Here is an 18,460-nt window from a genome sequence, read left to right on the forward strand (position 1 = left end):
AGGCGAACTGTTTCGGTGTCGCGCCGAGCATTCGCTTGAAATGCCGGTTCAGGTGGGATTGATCGTGGATCCGGCCGCGACCGCCACCTCGGCCGGACGGCGGCCCGCGAGCAACAGGCGGCGGGCCAGATCTATCCGGCGGCCGATCAGGTACCGATGCGGTGCGATGCCGAACTCGCGGGAGAACGCGCGGACCAGATGCGCGGGATCGGCGTAGAGAATCGTGCCGGCCTGCGCCAGGGTGATCCCGGCGACCGAGTGTTCATCGAGCAGCATCCGCAGCTCGCGGGCCAGTGCGGGGTCGCGGTGCGGCCGCGGCGCGGAGGGCCGGCGGCACAGTCTGTTCTGCAGGCGTTCGAGGACGAAGGTCAGACGGCTCTCGGCTTCCAGCTCGTCACCGGGATACCGCAGCGTCTCGTGCAGCCGGTGGATCCGGTCCCGCAGGATCGGGTCCCTGGTGCTCGGCGTATCGACCGCCCGGCCGATACCCGAGAGCCGCGTGTCCTCGATATAGAGCACGCGTTTGCGGAAACCCGCTTCCCCGGCGGCACGGCCGTCGTGCGGCACATGCGGTGGCAGCAGCGTCACCCAGTGCTCGACCGATCCGTGCTCCCGGCCGTTCAACTCGTAGCTGATCGCGCCGGAATCGCCGCCGCGAATCCGGACCTCATCGGCGCGCCCTACACCGACGCGGACGGCACCGGGTACCTGCCGATGTTCGGTCAGCCGGTTCTCGTGTTCGCCGGTACCGAGGAGGTCCTGCGCACCGCGCACGCACGGGCACTCGACCGTGGACTCGCCCTCTCGATATTCACCGCGACCTCTTCGCCACCGGCAACGATCGCGACAACCGGGCCGCGGTCGGCGCTGTCGCCCGCGCCGACCTCGATCTGGTCGGCCTGGCATTGCACGCGGACCGCAAACTCGTCGACAAGGTCGTGAAGGGGGCCCGGATGCACCCATGAGATCCGGCCGTCCCGGCCTCACCCGCCGTGTAGTGCGGCGAGCACGGTGTGCGGCGCGATCGCGCCGCCCGGCTCACCGCGTCGGGGTAACGGGAACCATGTCGAGACCTGCCGTCCGGGCCGCATCGGCATCGTCAGCGAAATATGATCGTCCGCGTTCCGGGGCCGCGGCACACCGGCGGGGTACCAGCGGAATCACGCCCGTATCCCGCTGGCCCGTGCACCGGGCGCCACCGTATTCCTCCGTGGCGGCGGGCACTGCGACAGTTTCGCGAACCGGCGAGCTACCGGCTCGCGTAGACGACGAGAAGGTCGCGCATAGCCCGGATCTCACGGTTGGCCTCGTTCAACGCGGTACGCAGCCGGTGATTCTCGTCGAGCAGATCGTCGAGTTCGTGCGCGGAGTCCACGGTGGTATCCGCCGGGCGTACCCGGACGATTTCGGCCGTGGGTTCCGCGGTGGTCTCCGGCGCCGGTCGGATGGTTTCGGCGGTGGTTTCCGGTGCGGGTGCGGCATGCTGGGCCACTACGGCGTCGGCGGTGGTCTCCGCCGATTCCGGAGTGGTTTCCGCCGATTCCGGGGTGGTTTCCGCGGTCTCGGTCTCGGTGGCGACGGCCGGTGTCGCGGTCACCTTGCCGGTGACACGGCGGCGGCGCCGGGGTTTCGCGGGCGCGGGGGTGTCCACGACGGGTGCGGTATCGGTGCTTTCGGAAAGTCCCGCCGCGCGGACCCAATTGGCGAGTGTATTCGTGGCGGGCAGCCCGCCTTCGCGCTCGGAGACCTGGGTGCACGCCGCGTTGAGCGATTTACCCTGGGCGAGGAGTTTTTTCACTCGGTTGACGAGTTTGGTCTGTTCTCTTTTCGAGTAACGCACTGCCATTCGATTTCCTCCTGCGCTCCGGGTCGTACGCCGGGAATTGAACCATTGCGCGGCTGTTCTGTCCGCATCGGGTGCTTCCGGCGAAAGTGCCATTCGCGGAAGGATTCCGCCCGAGAACTCGGAAGGTGTTTCGCGCCAACGAATTCAGGCCACGAAACCGATCGACCGGAAGACCGGCGAAGTGATCGGCCCCACCGCTCGAAGAGTCGGCCCGCTTCCCCCGGGGGGTGTTCTGCCTGCCGAGGCCTGCCGAGAACCGCGTCTCTCGGGGTCTCCGGGCGGCCGGGGCTCGAGAGGGACGGGGGTACCCCCCGCTCGAGGCCGAATGCGACCGGCCGGCCGCGCTCGGGGAACCCGGATCCGCTGCTGCGACCCGCCCGACACCGGAGACCGGATCCATCGTCGTGGCCGACCTCCACGGAGACGAGTGTCACCCGGACCGAACCGGACCGCCGGCCGCGTGCTCGCGGGCGCGGGTCACCAGGGACCATCGAGCCCGGCTGCGGCCCGCCGTCCCGTCGGCAGTTCGCACGGCCCCTGAACCTGCTGTTAGGTTGACATCGATATCCGTCGGCATGCCCTACCGATCATCCGTGCACGCAGGAGGGCGGACAATGCAGAGTTCGATGCTCGCCCGGCGATGCCCGCCTGCCCGGCCCGAACACCCGCCGCGGGACGCCGCACCGGCCGCTCGCGGTGCTCGCCGCACCGTGCCCGGGATCGAGAGGAATCGATGACGGTCGTGGACTCGACGCAACGCCCCCTGCCCCACCTCCCCTGCGTCGTGGTGATGGGCGTATCGGGGACCGGCAAGACCACGACGGCCCGGCTGCTGGCCCGGCGACTCGGCGTACCCTTCGCCGACGCCGACGATCTCCACCCCCGGGCCAATATCGACAAGATGGCGTCGGGGATCCCGCTCGACGACAGCGACCGAGAGCCGTGGCTCGGCGCGGTCGGCGACTGGCTGCGAGCACGCGACGCCGAGGGGACCGGCGGTGTGATGGCCTGTTCCGCGCTCAAACGCCGCTATCGCGACCAGCTGAGGACCGGGGCGCCCGGTACCTATTTTCTGCTCCTGACCGCTGACCGCGAGGAACTCCTGGCACGGCTGACGGGCCGGACCGGACATTTCATGCCGGCCGCGCTGCTGGATTCCCAGCTCGCCGCCCTGGAACCCCTGCAACCGGGAGAGCGGGGCGTCGCGCTGCACGGCAGCCGTAACGCCGGGCACGCGGCGGATGTGGCGATGCGGTCGCTGCGCGAATTCGCCGCGGAGCGTCGTCGCGATCGTTGAACTGCGCTCACCCGTGACAGTCGCCGCCCGGGTGGGTGATAATGACACGGACCGGTTCGACCCTCGAAATACCGCCCGGGTGATCTGACGACATCTTCGCCGATCTTTCCAGGGAGGCCTGATGGTCCAGGTTGTGCCACTGAACTGGCTCGGTTCGTTCTGTAATTTCGGTGGTCCACTGGCGCCGGGGGAAACCGACCACTGGTGGACGGCGGGCGGCGAGTGGGGCCGGGAGAACAGGCTGTACCTCTTCACCGCCTATTGCGACAGCGGCGCCGAGATCGAGGTCCGCAACATCACGCACTATCGCGGCGGGCACGACGAAACCCATTTCGACATACACCACAGCGGCGCGGGAGAACCGGTCTACTACTACTTCTACATAGCCTGGTCCAGTCCGATACTCGTCTGAGGGGGATCCGTGCGCGTGCAGATCGAATACGACCAGGACGGCCGGATCACCGCGGTCTCGGGAGTCGTCACCGTCGCGCACCCCGACGGCGATCTCGGCCGCTCGGCGCGGTTTGTCCGGCCCGGGCACTTCATCCTCGATCTCGACACCGAGGTGATGTCCGATCCGACCGACCTGGCCGGGCTACGCCGGCTTGCGACGCAGTATTCGATCGCCGATCACCCCGACCATCCCCGGCTGGTGGAACGCGCGGCCGACGGCTGAACCGGCGGTACCGCACCGTCCCCGTCCGGGAACCGGTGCGGCCCGGTCCGGCGATCTCACCGGGCCGGGCCGCACCGCACCGGTCGGCCCGCTTCAGCAGCCCTTGGCCATCGGCTCACCGCGGAACCTGGCCTCCACGAAGTTCCAGGCGTCGGCGAAACCCGCCGCGGCGGCGGTCATATGTTCGGCGATATCGTAGGTGGTGAGTTTCACCGGCGCGCCCGCGCGGCAGTAGCGGTCGGCGAACTCGGCCACCCCGTCGTAGGGGGTGAGCTCGTCGTAACGGCCGTGCCACAGATAGGTCGGCGCGGTCGGCACCCCGTCGAAGTAGCGCAGGCTGTTCTCCCGCAGGACCTGGTGCGCTTCGGGGCTGTCCATCAGGCTCTTGGACGCGGCCATCTGCTCAGCACTGCGGAAAGCGCCGTGGAACAGCAGGAATCGGCGGCAGGCGTCATGGGTGAACTCCCGGAACCACAGCCCGTTCTCGTTGAGCTGGTCGGAAATCGGCAGGCGGTCCGGGTACTCGCGTTCGAGGCCCATCGCCGCGGCGAAGGCCAGGCCGAAACCCGGGTGCGGTGCGAAGCCGAGGCCCAGCGCCATCTGCTCCAGATCGGCGGGAATACCGCCCGCGGCGACGGCCGCGATCTTCAACTCGGGTGCGTAGGACGGGTGCAGGGCCGCGGCCCAACCGGTGGCCAGCCCACCGCCGGAGTACCCGGCCAGGGCGACGGGAGATTCCGCGAGGCCCAGTTCGGCGACACGCTGAACGGCGCGGACGCTGTCGAGGGTGACCATGCCGCTGAGCCGACCGGCGGCGTAGGCGACATTCGGGCCGAGATAGTCGGGTACCGAGATGGCCCACCCGCGCCCGATCGGTAGCATCGCGCCGACCGCGTCCTGTAGTTCACCGTTGAACAGCGACCGGGACGGGTTGCATCGGGTACCGAGCGAATTGATCAGGGCCTGATAGGAGACCAGCGGCGGGTTCTTCACGCCGGCGGGGAGCAGCACCGTGGTCATTCCCATGATCGGGTTACCGAGGGAGTTGGTGGACCGGAAGGCTACCTGCCAGCCTTCGGTGCCCACGTACAGACCGGTGTCGATCTTGCGGGTGCGGACCACCTCGCCCGGCTGCAGTTCGGCGAGGTCGGGCGGTGCGGTGTAGAAGGGGTCCGGATCCGGTTGCGGGTACAGCGGTTCGGCGGTGGCGGCGCCGCCGCCGAGAATCCCGACCGAGACGAGGGTCAACAGCAGGACCAGGATACGGGTGGAAACTCTGGACACGTTCTTCTTTCGGACAGCAGGAATCGACCGGTGGGGCCCGGCATTCGTGATGCCGCGACGGCCCGCACCGTGAGGAGGGTGCGCGGTGGGTGCAGCGAACGACTCCGGTCGCTGTTGTACAGGTGTACCGCGGCGACGATCCGCGTGACCGGATCCGTCGCTCGAACGAACGTCTGCTCCGGCTTGTGACCGCATCCGAGTTCGGCTCGACGAGCAACGATACGACGTGCGCGGGCGAAAAGTGTGATCTTGGGCAAGGGGGACAAGGGATTCTGCGCGAACTCATAAGGAAATCCCGGTACCGCTGGAGCCGTCACAGCGGCCGGTCTCGTGATTCGCCATGTTCGTGCCCGGAGCATGTGATATGACCGAACTCGGCAACCGCTCGGAGATCGGCAGGTGAGCGGTGGTCGGGAGCGCGGGTGAGTGTCAGGGCGAAGCGGGTTACGGCACGCTCCGATATCGACCGCTCTTCCCGTTGTTGGGAGGAAAAGTTCCTGTTGTCGTGAAAAAATTCCGGTAGTTCGGGACGGTGCGGAGCGGGAAGACCGGCGGAAGTAAGCAGTGAGCGATCAGGCCAAGGGCAACCCGGAGGGCGCCGGGGACGAGAAACCGGATATCGATTTCCGGCTGCCGCCCGGCGGCGAGCCCGGCGAGTCCACTGCAGACGCCGATCCCGCCGGGGCCGAAGGCCGTGATCGAGCTCTCGCGTGGGAGATAGCCACCGCACTGGGTGCCGAAGGTCCCGGCGGGTGGCTCCGGCTCGACGCCGTTTTCGCGCTCACCACTACCACGGCCTTCGCCGAGGTGGTCTACTCCGCCCGGGAACGTGCGCTGCGCACCGAGCCGGCCGCGCCGGTCCTCGACAAGGTCCGCGAACACCGGGCACTGGTCGCCGAACTGGACGGGGAGCCGTGGTGGCGCCTGCTGCTGCGGCTGAGCGCCGAGGGGGAGTTCGAGGTCGATTACGACTTCGGCGCCGAGCCGTTTCCGGACGATCAGCTCTTCGAGCCCGATGCCTACCGTGCGGACGTGGACGAATTCCCCCGGCACTCGCTGCCGGTCTGGCTGGCCGCCTATATCGGGCACGCCGAGCGGCAGATGCGCACACCGCAGGACGCCGCGCGGGACGCGCGCGCGGACCGCGCGGCGAAAGTGTGGCCGACGCCGGCCGAGAACGAGTTCCCGGACTTCCCGCAGATGTGGGCTCGGTGGGCGTGTATCTCCGCGGGCTTCGTCGCCGCCGGTTCCGAATGGGGTCCGCGGGTGCTGCCCGGTATGGGGTGGTTCGAGAGTTCTCGCCGCGGTGGTTCGACGCTGTACTCCCTGCCGGGCGGACGGGCGGTGCTCTCCGGCGGGGTCTGGGAGGCGCCCGCGTTGGACGCCGCGTACAACGACGGCGCCCCGATGCCGCGTTTCTTCGCGGGTGCGCCCGACTGGGTGGCCGACCCGGTACTCAACCCGCGCGCGGCCACCGGCCTGCTGTCATTCGTCTACTGGTGGGACGGTGGGCGCTGGTATCGGGGCGAATCGCCGTCCGCGGAGGACTGCGCGACCGCGGTGCCCGGAGTGTGGACGGCCGACACGGTGGCCGGCATTCTCGCCGGCCTGGTGGCGCAGCCTCCGGCAGCACAGCATCGCGCCGCCGCCGAGGCGCTGGTCGCGGCCGCCGATATCGGGATGGTGACCCGCGAGACCCTGCTCGCTCTCTTCGACGAGGAGCAGTTCGATATCGACGGCGCCATGTACCAACTCGGTCTCGCGGGGGTCGTGGCCTCGCTGCCGCCGCAGATGTCGGACGACGAGGCCGTTTTCCGGGTGCGCGGGTACATCGAGAGCCGGGGCCTGGACACCACCGGTTATCCGCTCGACCAGCTGGTGGCCGACCGGTTCAGCTGCGGCTGGATGGTGTACGTGCCGGTACCCCGCGGGGAGATCGCGATCGGCCGGGCGATCTTCTACATCGCCGACGACGGCGTGCTCGAGCACTCGTCCTCGTCGATCGCCCCGACGACATTCGTCGAAGAGTTCGAGCAGCGCTATCACGAACGCCACGGGTTGACGGTGTGAACGTCCAGGGCGTGCGCGCGGCCGGTCAGGAGCGGTCCCGGCGGTCGAGGACGATATGTTGCTCGTCCGTGCCGCCGGACACCCGGGGGGTGGACGGCGTCAGCCGGCCCGGCCGTACAGGTAGTCGTCCAACGGGAACCGCACTGCCTCGCGGTGGGCGTTGACCGTACTGGTCGGTCGTAGCAGTGCCGCCTCGCCGTGCTGGTTGAAGTAGTAGCTGCGCGCGGTGGCGCAGTCGCCGCCGTAGAACACCGACGAACCGAGCTTGCCGGTGACGCGGTCCAGGAACTCGGTATTGGCCCGTTCGGTGACCTCGAAGGTGGTCTCGCCCCGGCGGGCCAGCTCCCCGAAGAGCCTGGCCATATGTTTCATCTGTGCCTCGATGGTGGTGAAGTAGGACAGACCGCTGTAGGAATAGGGGCTGTTGAGGCTGAGGAAATTCGGGAACTTCGGGACCGTGATTCCCTCGTAGGCCTGGAACCGGTTGTCCCGCCAGAATTTGCCGAGGTCCACTCCGTCGCGACCGATGATCTCGATGGCCGGGAAGTTCACGTCCCAGAGGTTGAAACCGGTCGCCAGCACGAGGGTGTCGATCTCGGTCTTCGTGCCCGCGGCGGTGACGATCCCATCCGGTTCGAGCCGGTCGATACCGCCGGTCTCCAACCGGACGTGCGGCTCGTTGAAGGTCGCGAAGTAGCGGTTGGAGAAGGTCGGTCGTTTGCAGCCGAAATCGTAGTCGGGGGTGAGCTGCTCGCGTGTCCGCTTGTCGTGGACCTGAGCGCGTAGATGCGCCCTGGCCAGCAGCGCCGCCGCTTTGTTCAGGGGTTTGGCCTGCTTGTAGTGCAGTACGCCGATCACCATGAGCGCTTCCAGCGCGGTGGTATTCGCCAGCCGCGCGGCCTTCTGGGTGATCGGGACGCGGGCGAACAGGCGCCGCACCGCGGGTGGGATCGGCATATCGACCTTGGGTACCACCCAGATCGGGGTGCGCTGGAACACGGTGAGTTCGCGCGCCCGGGCCGCGACCTCGGGGACGAGCTGCACGCTGGTGGCGCCGGTGCCGACGATCGCGACCCGGCGGTCGGTGAGGTCGTAGGTGTGGTCCCAGGCCGTGGTGTGGATGATCTTGCCGGCGAAGGTGTCGATACCGGGAAACGGTGGCGTATAGGGCTGGGAGAGGAAACCGGTCGCGGTCAGCAGATAGCGCGCGGTCAGTGTCTCGCCGCCGGCGACGGTGACCACCCAGTACTGGTGCTCGGCGTCCCAGCGGGCGCTGTCGACCGAGGTGTCGAAGCGCATCCGCTCGCGCAGAGCGTATTTGTCGGCGACGTGCTCGGCGTACTTCTTCAGCTCCTCGCCCGGTGCGAACAGGCGCGACCAGTTCGGGTTCGGTTCGAAGGAGTAGGAGTAGGTCACCGAGGCGATATCGACCGCCAGGCCGGGGTACCGGTTGACGTGCCAGGTCCCACCGAGATCGGACTCCCGCTCGAGAATCACGTAATTGTGCAGGCCGAGACGGTCGAGCTGGATTCCTGCCCCCATACCACCGAACCCCGCGCCGACCACCACGGCGTCGTATCGAGGCGTCACGCCGAACCTCCTGCTCCTGGCTGAACGATTCATCACAGAATGACACATCATTCCGCTTGTGATGACAGTATCATCGGTGGCGTGACGAAGCCATCGACAAGGGCGGAGCGCCGGAAGGCCGAGCTGCGCCAGGAGATCATCGATACCGCCTTCGTCTGTTTCGCCGAGCGGGGTTACCACGCGACCGGGATCGCCGATATCGCCACCACGCTGGGTATCGGCCACGGCACCTTCTACCGCTACTTCAGCAACAAACGCGACATCATCGACCATGTGATCGACGATCTGGCGGCCCGGATCATCGACGCATTGGGGACCGACAACGCACCCGACGCCGCGACCACGCTGGACCAGTACCGGGAGCAGATCGACCGGATCGGCGTCGCGCTCGGCCGTATCCTCCTCGAGGATCGGCGTGTGGCTCAGCTGCTGCTGTTCCACGCCACCGGGATCGACGACGAACTCACCGCGCGTCTCTACGGGCTGCTCGACACCGCCGACGCGCTGACCGCCGGATATCTGGACCACGGTGTCGAACTGGGCTATCTGCGCGCGGATCTCGATACGATCAACACCGCCCGGGCGGTGACCGGGATGCTGCTCGCCGGGGTGGTGCACGGGCTGCGTGATCCGGACGAGGCGGCCGTCGCCGCGCTGACCCGGGCGATCCGGCGACTGCTGGTCGACGGTGTCCGCGGGGACTGAAACTCCGGCGGTGCGGTAATTCTCACCGCGGCGCTGCCCGGAGCACCGGCGCGGGTGCACATACAGTGGAGGCATGTCGCCGTTGGACGAATGGCATCCGTCCACCGTCGCGGACTGGAGTGACGAACGTCGCCGGGCCAGATTGCGGGAGACGCGTCCGGGTCACGGATGGAAGACGTTGCGCCGCACCAGGCTGGCGTTGTTTCGGGTAGCCGCACTGCTGATGATCGTCGGTGTCGCGTTCGCGCAGTACTGGGAGCACGATGTCGAGCCGGAGCGCGTGCGCCTCGCGCTGACCGAGCCCGCGCTGTTACCGATCGCCGGACCGGCGGACCCGGGCACACGCGATACCGCCGTCGTGGATCTGGTGGGACTGGGCAATCTCAATGCCAGCGATACGGCCGCCGCGCTGCCGGCATTGCGCGAGATGGGCGCGGTCTGGGCGATCCGCTACGACAACCGCGGTATCGACACCGAGGTGATTGCCGACCTGATCATCCGCGCCGCGGCCATGGCGGGGGTGCGCAATATCGTGCTCACCGGGCACAGTATGGGCGGTGTGATCGCACTCGAGGTCGCCGAGCACATCCATCTCGGCAGCGACCGCAGATTGGTGGGTGTGCTGCTGGACTGCACACCGCTGGACCTCGACGCGGTCCGCCCGGAGAGTCGCGGCCTGGGCGAGGATATGGTGCGCTGGATGGGCTGGCTACCCGGTGCCCGGGAGAGCCGGGGTCTGCGGACCGCGGTGGAGACCTACGCGCGCCGGGAGAGTTTCCTCGACCACACCGGCGTCCCGGGTATCCGCTTCGACGAGTTCCGGACCGCGGTGGGGCAGGTGCTGCGGGACAAGATATTCAACGCCGACGCCGCCAGCAACGGTTTGATCGAGGCCCAGTTCCTGGCGATCGTGGCCGGTGGAGCGACCGACGATCTGCGCGCGGTGTCCAAGCCGGCACACGGCAAGCCGCGGCCGGCCATCGTCTTCATCCGGCCGCACGACGGGAGCCGGGACCGGGTGGTGGATGTCGCGCGCACTCAGCAGGTCCTGATCGACAAGGTCGGGGGAGTGGACGGAAATCTGCTGGTCGTGAAACCGCGGGGCACCGGGCACGCGAATCCCCGGCAGCGCCCCGCCGAATACAACACGGTGATCGCGCAGCAGGTGCTGCCGTTCGTGGAGCGGTACCAGGCGCGGATCAGCAGTGTCGCCGGCGCGGTGCCGGCCTGGCACCGGTAGGGCCGGAGCGCGGTGCCGGCCCGGCGCCGGTGATCACCGGGCGGGGACGGTCTCCGGGACCGGTCCGGTCAGATAGCGCTGGATCGTCGGGCCCAGCCAGGCGATCACCTCGGGTCCGGTCATGGCGGCCACCGGCGGGAACGCGAGGATGAAACGGCACAGTGCCATACCCAGGATCTGGGACGCCGCCAGACCGGCGCGCAGGGGTGCCTCCCGGGGGTCGTCGCCGGCCTTCGCGAGCACCGGCCCCAGCTGGGTCGCGAAGATCGATCGCATGCGGTCGGCGGCCGCCGGGTTGGTGACCCCGGCTCGCAGCAGGATCAGCAGGGTCTCGTCGCGCTCCCACCGATCCAGGAAGTGGGCCACCAGCGCGGGGCCGATCCGATCGCGGGGTACCTCTGCGATATTCGGCAGTTCCAGGTCGAATTCGGCCGCCGCGGCGAACAGGCGTTCCTTGTTGCCGTAGTACCGCATCACCATGGCCGGGTCGATTCCGGCGTCGGCGGCGATCGCCCGGATCGTCGCCCGGTCGTACCCGTCGGCCGCGAAGCGCTCGCGGGCGGCGGCGAGGATGACCGCTTTCGTCTCTTCCGAGGTCCTTCTCATGCCAACAAGTGTAGGCCAACAACTGTTGACAAGCTCGCACGGTCCGGCATAACCTTAATGCCAACAAGTGTTGACCTCGGGAGAGCGGGTAGAACGATGGCCACCGAAATCGCAGATGTCCTCATCGTCGGCGCGGGCCCGGTCGGTCTCACCGCCGCCGTCGTACTGACCCAGCTCGGCCACGACGTCGTGATCGTCGACAGCCAGGCCGAAGGTGCGAACACTTCCCGGGCGGCGGTGGTGCACCCCCACACCCTCGAACTGCTGGAGCCCTACGGGGTGACGCGGCCGTTGGTCGGGCGCGGGCTGCACACCCCCGATTTCACCATCAGGGACCGCGACCAGGTCCTGATCGCCGTCCCCTTCGGGGGGCTCCCCAGCGCCTACCCCTACACGCTGATGATCTCGCAGGCCGATACCGAGAAATTCATCCTGGGCCGGCTGACCGAACTCGGCGTACCGGTGCGGCGTCCCGTCGAGGTGACCGCGGTGACCCAGGACGCCGACCTGGTGACGGCCACACTCGCCGACGGGGAGCAACTCCGCGCCCGCTACCTGATCGGCGCCGACGGGCTGCACAGCACGGTCCGTGAACAGGCCGGTATCGGATTCACCGGCGGCAGCTACGCCGAATCGTTCAGCCTCGCCGATGTCCGGGTCTCCGGTGGGGTCCCGAAGGACGAGGTGATCCTGTACTTCTCCCCGGCCGGGCTGGTGGTCGTGGCGCCGCTGCCCGACGATATGTACCGGATCGTGGCCACCGTGGACGAGGCGCCGCACGAACCCGACGTCGCCTTCGTGCAGCGCCTGCTCGACGAGCGCGGCCCGAAGGCCCAGCCGGCGGTGGTCCAAGAGGTGGTGTGGGGCTCGCGTTTCCGCGTGCACCACCGTATCGCCGACCGATTCCGTGACGGGCGCGTCCTGCTGGCGGGCGATGCCGCCCATGTGCACTCACCGGCCGGCGGGCAGGGAATGAACCTGGGCATCGAAGACGCGGTCACCGCCGCGACGACCCTCTCCCGGGTACTGCGCGGGGAGTCGCCGGAGCTGCTCGACGAGCACGCCGCCGGCCGCCGCCGCAATACCGAGTCGGTGGTCGCGATCGCCGGACGGCTCACCACCCTGGCGACGATGCCCACGGCGGTGCGCCCGATCCGCAACATGGTCATGCGCCTGGCCGGCCGCACGGCGGTGGTGCGGAACAAGCTCGCCTGGCGGCTGTCCGGCCTCGACCGCCGCTGACCCCTGACCCCGGGAAAAGACGCCGGTCCGCTGCCCGGGCAGCGGACCGGCGCAGCCGGATCAGGCGCCGTCGGCGGCGCGGGTGAGCGGAAGCCACACCGTGAAACGGGTATCGCCGGGCCGTGAATCGACCCGGATGTCCCCGCCGTGCTTGTCGACGACGATGCGGAACGAGATATCGAGGCCGAGTCCGGTCCCTTCGCCGACCGGTTTGGTGGTGAAGAACGGTTCGAAGACGCGGCTCTGCACCTCGGCCGGGATACCGGGCCCGGTATCGGCGACCACCACGACCGCGCAGTCGTTCTCGAGCCGGGTGCTCAGGGTCAGCGTCCCGCTGCCCGCCATCGCGTACACCGCGTTGTCGATGAGGTTCGTCCATACCTGGTTGAGTTCGGCGGCATAACAGGGCACCTGGGGCAGGGTGCGGTCGTAGTCCTTGACCACCTCGACCGAGTCACCGATCTTGCGGCTGAGCATCACCAGTGTGCTGTCGAGGAGTTCGTGCAGGTCCACCACCTGGAACGGAGCCCGGTCCATCTGGGAGTACTGTTTGGCCGCGTCCACCAGGGTCGAGATCCGGGTGGTGGAATCGGCGATCTCGTTCATCAGTAGTTCGGTTTCGATGGTGTAGTTCAGCCAGCGGAACGCACCCTCGAGTACCTGGGGCGGACAGCCCTCCAGAGTCGCGGCCACCCGTTCGAGCCAGTCCGTATCGAAGCCGGCCTGGACATAGTTCGGCGCCAGTTCCCAGCCGTCGCGGATCCCGTGGTCCTCGAGCCACTCGCCGAGCAGGTCCTCCCGATCGGCCGCCTCGAGTGGCGCCAGTTCCGGCGCCTTGGCGACCTGTGCGGCCGCCTCCTCCTGCAGCCGGACCAGGGTCTCGAGAACCGCGGTATCGAATTTGCCCTGTGCCATCATGGCGAGTTTGTGGCGCATCCCCGCGATCCGGTCGCGCAGGCCCGAGGTCGCCCGGACAGCGGCCGCGGCCGGATTGTTCAGCTCGTGGGTCAGTCCCGCCGACAGCGAGCCGAGGGCGAGCAGCCGCTCCCGCTGGGCGATGCGGGCATTGGTATTGCGGTTACCGAAGAACGCGCCTTCGAGCAGATGGACCGCCATCGGGAACCAGCTGTGCATCATCCGGGAGAAGATCTGCGCGTCCAGCACATAGAAGCGCGACGTCCGCGTCACGTGGAGCGAGGTGCTGTAGTGGGTCTCGGCCCGTTCGCCCAGATACGCGGTCCACGCTCCGGCGTAGGAGCCGCGATGGTCGGTGTGCACCATCTCGATCTCCCGGCCGCCGGACAGTTTGGTGAGCCGCACCTCACCGTCTATGAGCACATAGAAGCAGGTTGCCGGATCGCCCTCCTGGTACACCGGGCCCGGTTCGACGGTTTCGATGCGGCCGTCTGCGCACAACCAGTCCAGCTGCCGATCGTCGAGTTTCTCGAACAGGAACAGCGACCGCAGTTCGGCGGGATCGCAGATGCTCATTCTCGGTCTCTCCTCTATGCCAGGTAGCGGTGCACGAGCATGACGGCCATGGCGCCCTCCCCGACGGCCGAGGCCACCCGCTTGGCGGATTCGGCGTGGACGTCTCCGGCCACGAAAACCCCCGGCACGCTGGTTTCCAGATGATGTGGCGGCCGCGGTAGCTCCCAGCCCTTCGGCCGGTCGCCGTCGACCAGCAGATCCGGGCCCGCCAGCACGTACCCCGCGGCATCGCGGTGCACCACGCCGTCGAGCCAGTCGGTCTGCGGGGCGGCGCCGATGAACAGGAACAGCCGTTCGGCGGGCACCTTCTCCTCGGCGCCTGTCCGGTTGTCGCGCAGGACCAGCGTGTCCAGGTGGTCGTCACCGCCCACCGCGACCACCTCGGTCTCGGTGTGCACCCGGATATTGTGCACCTGGGCGATCTGCTGGATCAGATAGTGCGACATGGATTTCTCCAGCGCGTCCCCGCGCACCACCAGGTGCACCGTGCGGGCGTTGCGGGACAGGAACATCGCCGCCTGCCCGGCCGAGTTCGCGCCGCCGACGATATAGACGTCGTGGCCCGCGCATTCGGCGGCCTCGGTCATGGCCGACCCGTAGTAGACTCCGCGCCCGGTGTACTCGTGCACACCGGCCGCCGGGTGGCGCCGGTAGTCCACGCCGGTGGCGATGATGACCGTATGGGCGGACAGGGCGCCGCCGTCGGCGAACCGCACGGTCCGGGCCGACCCGTTCACCTCCAGCCCGACGACCTCACGCGTGGTGACCACCTCGGCCCCGAACTTGGCCGCCTGGCGCCGCGCCCGGTCGGCCAGCTGCGCCCCGGACAGCCCGTCGGGAAAGCCCAGGTAGTTCTCGATGCGCGAACTCTGGCCCGCTTGACCGCCGGTGGCCGTGCGCTCGACCAGTACGGTGCGCAGTCCCTCGGAGGCGCCGTACACCGCGGCGCCCAGCCCGGCCGGCCCCCCGCCGACGACGATGAGGTCGTAGAAGTCACCGGCCGGTTCGGTACTCAGCCCCACACTCGCGGCCAGCTCCCCGTCGCTGGGCTGGACCAGCGCCTGCCCGCCCTCGGTGATCACCACCGGGCAGCGGCGGGGGTCGGCGCCGGCGGCCTCCAGCAAACGCGCGCCTTCCGGTTCGTCGGCCAGGAACCAGCGGTACGGTAGCTGGTTACGGGCTAAAAACTCCCTGACCTGCGACGACCGGGGCGACCAGCGGTTGCCGATGACCTTGGTCCCGTGTACCGGCCGGTGCTCGCTGCTGCGCCAGGCATCCAGCAGGCTGTCCAGCACCGGGTACAGCTTCTCCTCTGGCGGATCCCAGGGTTTGAGCAGGTAGTGATCGAGATCGACGACATTGATGGCGTCGATGGCGGCATCGGTGTCGGCGTACGCGGTGAGCAGTACCCGGCGGGCGTAGGGATCGAGGTCCATCGCCTGCTCGAGGAACTCGATCCCGTCCATACCCGGCATCCGGAAATCGGCGATGAGTATCGCGACGGGCTGGCCGCGCAGTTTCATCTCGCGCAGCACCTCGAGTGCCTGCGGGCCGGACTCCGCGCGCAGGATCCGGTATTCGGCGCCGTACCGGCGCCGCAGGTCGCGGACGACGGCCCGGGATACGCCGGGGTCGTCGTCGACGCTGAGGATGGCGGGCTTGCTGGTCGCGGGAGAGCTCACCTGACGAGTATGCCGCGTCGCCGCGCGGCCGGTGTCGGCGCGAGGTCGATATCCGGTCGGGAGCGGAGCGTGGAAGGCCGCGGTCCGGCCCGGAGCCACGGATACGCTACCGGAGCCGGTAAAGACGTGTTTGCCAGGACCAGGAAGAGTGCGGGATGCGGTATCGCGCGATATCCCCCACACTGATCGGACCTGCTGGTGAGGGTGCGGAGGAAAGGTGATCGAGTGACCGATCCGCTGTGGCTCGATCCGGACGCGATGCATGCCTCGGCGGCGGAGTTCGACCAGATGGCGGACGAACTGGCGCAGATGCTCGCCGAGTTGAAGGACACCTCACTACGCGAGGGAGAATCCTGGGGCACCGACGAGCCCGGTAAAGCCTTCGCCGAGAGCTACGTGCCCACCGCGCAGCAGGGCATCGCGGGTTTCGAGAATCTGGTGGACCGTGTCCGCGCTCTCGGCGCCGGTCTCCGTGCTGCTACCGGGACATACACGGATACGGACAACGCCGGGAGCGCACAGGTACGGAACTCCGATCCGGCGCTCTATCCCGGCGCGGGCACGGATCCGGCTGCGCCGATATCCCCGGCTCTCGTCCCGGCGGGGAATTCCGCGGACCGGGCCGGGGCGCCGAACCGGCAGACGACCGCGGCGCCGCGGCCGGCCGATGATCCGATCACCTCGGAGGCGGGGCAGAATGCCGCCGACGGTACCCGGCCCGACGCCGCCACCGACGCGGACCGCGCACAGCCGGGCGAAACCCCGCAATCCCAGCAGCAGCCGGGTTCCGGCGACCCGGGGTCGCCCGACCCGGGGACCGAACCGGGCAGCCCGGAACAAGTACCGCAACCTCCGCCACATGCTCCGGGAGCTCCGCCCCCGGTGGGGGCATCCGCGACACCGGTGGGGCAGCCCCCCGGCACCCGCGGACCGAGCGCCCCGAAAGCACCGGAAGCACCGAAGCCGACGGCTGCCCGCACCGCTTCCGCCGGATCGACCGATACACCCTGGGGTCGCAATTCCCCGGGTTCCCCACGATCCGGCGCGCCGGTCGGTGCCACTGCCCCGGACAGTCAGATCCCGCCGCGGGCGGTTCCGCCGCGAACTGCCGATCGGCCGCCGACGCCGGCCAAGCCGGACGCGGATCCCCGCCGAACGCCACCGTCGCGTAAAGAGGCGCCGGCCGCGAGCGCTCGGCGCGCAACCGATGAGGCGGCCATGGAAATCCTGCGTGACCTGGCCGCACGGCGCGACCTCGAGCTCATCGGAGTCGAGACGGCGGGTATCGCCGAGCAGACGGCCAGGGAGATCGCCGAAGCCGTCGACGCGGTTCTCACCGAGCATCCGGCCATCCTGTGCGGGCTCGAGGTCGCCGAGGGAGGGCCGCTCTCCCGAGCGGAGGATCGACGTGCGGGTGCCGCGGATTCCGCGGTCAACTCGTCGCAGAATCCGGAACCATGGATCGTTCTCGATGTGACCGCGACCGCGGACCCCGGGGTACTCATCGGACGCGACCGGGCCGGTCATGTTCCCCTGGAGAGCGTGCTGCAGCACCGTCCGATGTATGTGACCATGCTGCGGGAGCTCGGCCATGTGCTGGACCTGACCGGCGGGCTGCGCGCCCGGGCGGAAGCGCAGCGGGCGCTGATCACCGAATATCTACGAATCAATGGTGCCCAGGGCGACACTCTCGGACGGATCGTCAGCGGATACAGATCCTGGCGGGGCGAGCTCGGCGACTACTGCTTCGATGACCGCACCTTCTCGCCCGGCCGAGCTCTTGCCGCGGGTTTCGCCGCAGTCCAGCTGGCCGGCAGCGAAGCCCCCGCGGCTGCCAAGACCTTGCATCGGCTGCTGGTGGCGATGGCTCGGGCAGAGTCGCCGGGCAACCGATGAACAGATGATCCGGAAAGGATGCAGTTATGGACCGGTGGAAACGAGAAGGTCTGTTGAACGCCAACAATGGGCTGAGGAACCAGATCGAAGATCTGCTCGACACCTTTCAGCAACAGCAGGCCCGGCTGGCCGAAACGTACCGGCAGCTGGAGGAGACTCGAATCCGAGCGGAATCGGTGGACCGCTCGGTGGCGGCGACCGTTGATGCGGGCGGGGTACTCACCGAGTTGAATCTCACCCGATCGGCGTTGAGCAAATCCCCTGACGAGTTGGCCCGCGTAATTGTCGAGACCGTCGCGCAGGCGGCGGAACACGCTCGCGAGCACCGGCAAGGGTTCATCTCTCCCGCTGCCGAGGAACTCGAGAAGAGGGATGATCTCTCGGACCTCGTACCCGAGGTACCCGATCTCGGTGATATCCGCGACTTTCTTCGCGGCGAACGGAACTCACAGCTGTGATGCTGGGGATTCGTCACCTTCTCAGCAGTGGGAACTTATTAATCTCGAATGAACTACGGAACGAACAGTTCGGTCGGGTGAAGCAAGGGTAGATTGCGGTGGATGGGCAGGGGTGAGCTGTGTCTCTGCTGTTGCCGTGGTGGTTGCCGCCCGGGGTCTTGGAGGTTGTTGCCGGGCATTTCCCGGAGGCGCGGGAAGATGCGATGCGTCGGGAGGCCGACGAGTTGTCGGCGAAGGCGGAGCGGCTTCGTCAGGGGGCGGAGTTTCTTTCGGGGAGGGCTGTCGGGGGGCGGGTGGGGTTGGGTGGGGCCGGGGGTGAGCAGTTCGCGGGGGCGTGCCGGGAAACGGCGAAGGAGTGCACTCTTCAGGCTGATCGG

The 18,460-nt window shown here is 68.5% G+C and carries 16 protein-coding genes and 1 pseudogene; 10 read left to right on the forward strand and 7 right to left on the reverse strand.

Annotation, left to right across the window (positions count from 1 at the left end; translation table 11 throughout):
- Window positions 1-48: 48 nt before the first annotated feature.
- Complete coding sequence (locus ABZV91_RS00295) at window positions 49-774, reverse strand: AraC family transcriptional regulator (RefSeq protein ID WP_355233367.1); 726 nt, start codon at window positions 772-774, stop codon at window positions 49-51.
- On the opposite strand from ABZV91_RS00295, the pseudogene ABZV91_RS00300 reads away from it, so the two are divergent.
- Window positions 670-965, forward strand: a pseudogene (locus tag ABZV91_RS00300) (DUF2000 domain-containing protein). The gene ABZV91_RS00295 and the pseudogene ABZV91_RS00300 overlap by 105 nt on opposite strands.
- Before the next feature lie 284 nt (window positions 966-1,249).
- Here ABZV91_RS00300 and ABZV91_RS00305 read toward each other — a convergent pair.
- Complete coding sequence (locus ABZV91_RS00305; protein WP_355233369.1) at window positions 1,250-1,846, reverse strand: hypothetical protein; 597 nt, start codon at window positions 1,844-1,846, stop codon at window positions 1,250-1,252.
- 733 nt (window positions 1,847-2,579) lie between these two features.
- On the opposite strand from ABZV91_RS00305, the gene ABZV91_RS00310 reads away from it, so the two are divergent.
- The 3 genes from ABZV91_RS00310 (at window position 2,580) to ABZV91_RS00320 (ending at window position 3,819) form a co-directional block, all read left to right on the forward strand.
- A complete protein-coding gene (locus ABZV91_RS00310) occupies window positions 2,580-3,143 on the forward strand; it encodes a gluconokinase (protein WP_355233371.1) in 564 nt (187 codons plus the stop codon).
- A gap of 121 nt (window positions 3,144-3,264) precedes the next feature.
- Complete coding sequence (locus tag ABZV91_RS00315) at window positions 3,265-3,555, forward strand: hypothetical protein (RefSeq protein ID WP_355233373.1); 291 nt, start codon at window positions 3,265-3,267, stop codon at window positions 3,553-3,555.
- A gap of 9 nt (window positions 3,556-3,564) precedes the next feature.
- Entirely contained in the window at window positions 3,565-3,819 is a 255-nt protein-coding gene (locus ABZV91_RS00320) for a hypothetical protein (RefSeq protein ID WP_355233375.1), read from the forward strand.
- 93 nt (window positions 3,820-3,912) lie between these two features.
- On the opposite strand, the gene ABZV91_RS00325 is transcribed toward ABZV91_RS00320, so the two are convergent.
- On the reverse strand, window positions 3,913-5,079 hold the full coding sequence (locus ABZV91_RS00325) for a lipase family protein (protein WP_355233605.1): 1,167 nt from the start codon (window positions 5,077-5,079) through the stop codon (window positions 3,913-3,915).
- A 588-nt stretch (window positions 5,080-5,667) separates the two neighbouring features.
- Here ABZV91_RS00325 and ABZV91_RS00330 point away from each other — a divergent pair.
- Window positions 5,668-7,173 (forward strand): hypothetical protein, encoded by a 1,506-nt coding sequence (locus tag ABZV91_RS00330; protein ID WP_355233377.1) that lies wholly within the window; start codon window positions 5,668-5,670, stop codon window positions 7,171-7,173.
- 99 nt (window positions 7,174-7,272) lie between these two features.
- Here the strand turns inward: ABZV91_RS00330 and ABZV91_RS00335 are convergent, their stop codons facing one another.
- Window positions 7,273-8,763 (reverse strand): NAD(P)/FAD-dependent oxidoreductase, encoded by a 1,491-nt coding sequence (locus ABZV91_RS00335; RefSeq protein WP_355233379.1) that lies wholly within the window; start codon window positions 8,761-8,763, stop codon window positions 7,273-7,275.
- 39 nt (window positions 8,764-8,802) lie between these two features.
- Between ABZV91_RS00335 and ABZV91_RS00340 the strand changes: the two genes are divergently transcribed.
- Both ABZV91_RS00340 and ABZV91_RS00345 read left to right on the forward strand, forming a co-directional pair.
- Window positions 8,803-9,468, forward strand: a complete 666-nt coding sequence (locus ABZV91_RS00340) for a TetR/AcrR family transcriptional regulator (RefSeq protein ID WP_355233380.1) — start codon at window positions 8,803-8,805, stop codon at window positions 9,466-9,468.
- Window positions 9,469-9,541: 73 nt separating this feature from the next.
- On the forward strand, window positions 9,542-10,708 hold the full coding sequence (locus tag ABZV91_RS00345; RefSeq protein WP_355233382.1) for an alpha/beta hydrolase: 1,167 nt from the start codon (window positions 9,542-9,544) through the stop codon (window positions 10,706-10,708).
- A gap of 33 nt (window positions 10,709-10,741) precedes the next feature.
- Here ABZV91_RS00345 and ABZV91_RS00350 read toward each other — a convergent pair whose 3' ends face one another.
- On the reverse strand, window positions 10,742-11,314 hold the full coding sequence (locus ABZV91_RS00350; RefSeq protein ID WP_355233384.1) for a TetR family transcriptional regulator: 573 nt from the start codon (window positions 11,312-11,314) through the stop codon (window positions 10,742-10,744).
- A 96-nt stretch (window positions 11,315-11,410) separates the two neighbouring features.
- Between ABZV91_RS00350 and ABZV91_RS00355 the strand changes: the two genes are divergently transcribed.
- The gene (locus ABZV91_RS00355) at window positions 11,411-12,556 is read left to right on the forward strand and encodes an FAD-dependent oxidoreductase (RefSeq protein WP_355233386.1); all 1,146 of its coding nucleotides are present in this window, start codon (window positions 11,411-11,413) and stop codon (window positions 12,554-12,556) included.
- 60 nt (window positions 12,557-12,616) lie between these two features.
- On the opposite strand, the gene ABZV91_RS00360 is transcribed toward ABZV91_RS00355, so the two are convergent.
- Entirely contained in the window at window positions 12,617-14,047 is a 1,431-nt protein-coding gene (locus ABZV91_RS00360) for an ATP-binding protein (RefSeq protein ID WP_355233388.1), read from the reverse strand.
- 14 nt (window positions 14,048-14,061) lie between these two features.
- Window positions 14,062-15,729 (reverse strand): FAD-dependent oxidoreductase, encoded by a 1,668-nt coding sequence (locus tag ABZV91_RS00365; RefSeq protein ID WP_355233389.1) that lies wholly within the window; start codon window positions 15,727-15,729, stop codon window positions 14,062-14,064.
- Window positions 15,730-15,954: 225 nt separating this feature from the next.
- Between ABZV91_RS00365 and ABZV91_RS00370 the strand changes: the two genes are divergently transcribed.
- Together ABZV91_RS00370 and ABZV91_RS00375 are read left to right on the forward strand one after the other, a co-directional pair.
- Complete coding sequence (locus ABZV91_RS00370) at window positions 15,955-17,625, forward strand: hypothetical protein (protein ID WP_355233391.1); 1,671 nt, start codon at window positions 15,955-15,957, stop codon at window positions 17,623-17,625.
- Window positions 17,626-17,651: 26 nt separating this feature from the next.
- Window positions 17,652-18,083, forward strand: a complete 432-nt coding sequence (locus ABZV91_RS00375; RefSeq protein WP_355233393.1) for a YbaB/EbfC family nucleoid-associated protein — start codon at window positions 17,652-17,654, stop codon at window positions 18,081-18,083.
- Window positions 18,084-18,460: the final 377 nt, after the last annotated feature.

Source organism: Nocardia sp. NPDC004568 (assembly GCF_040609955.1).
Classification (GTDB): Bacteria; Actinomycetota; Actinomycetes; order Mycobacteriales; family Mycobacteriaceae; genus Nocardia.

What these genes read in the sequence shown, in the direction of transcription:
- ABZV91_RS00305 (WP_355233369.1), bottom strand. Translation starts at nt 1,846, where the DNA reads ATGGCAGTGCGTTACTCGAAAAGAGAACAGACCAAACTCGTCAACCGA.
- ABZV91_RS00310 (WP_355233371.1), top strand. Translation starts at nt 2,580, where the DNA reads ATGACGGTCGTGGACTCGACGCAACGCCCCCTGCCCCACCTCCCCTGC.
- ABZV91_RS00315 (WP_355233373.1), top strand. Translation starts at nt 3,265, where the DNA reads ATGGTCCAGGTTGTGCCACTGAACTGGCTCGGTTCGTTCTGTAATTTC.
- ABZV91_RS00340 (WP_355233380.1), top strand. Translation starts at nt 8,803, where the DNA reads ATGACACATCATTCCGCTTGTGATGACAGTATCATCGGTGGCGTGACG.
- ABZV91_RS00345 (WP_355233382.1), top strand. Translation starts at nt 9,542, where the DNA reads ATGTCGCCGTTGGACGAATGGCATCCGTCCACCGTCGCGGACTGGAGT.
- ABZV91_RS00350 (WP_355233384.1), bottom strand. Translation starts at nt 11,314, where the DNA reads ATGAGAAGGACCTCGGAAGAGACGAAAGCGGTCATCCTCGCCGCCGCC.
- ABZV91_RS00355 (WP_355233386.1), top strand. Translation starts at nt 11,411, where the DNA reads ATGGCCACCGAAATCGCAGATGTCCTCATCGTCGGCGCGGGCCCGGTC.
- ABZV91_RS00360 (WP_355233388.1), bottom strand. Translation starts at nt 14,047, where the DNA reads ATGAGCATCTGCGATCCCGCCGAACTGCGGTCGCTGTTCCTGTTCGAG.
- ABZV91_RS00375 (WP_355233393.1), top strand. Translation starts at nt 17,652, where the DNA reads ATGGACCGGTGGAAACGAGAAGGTCTGTTGAACGCCAACAATGGGCTG.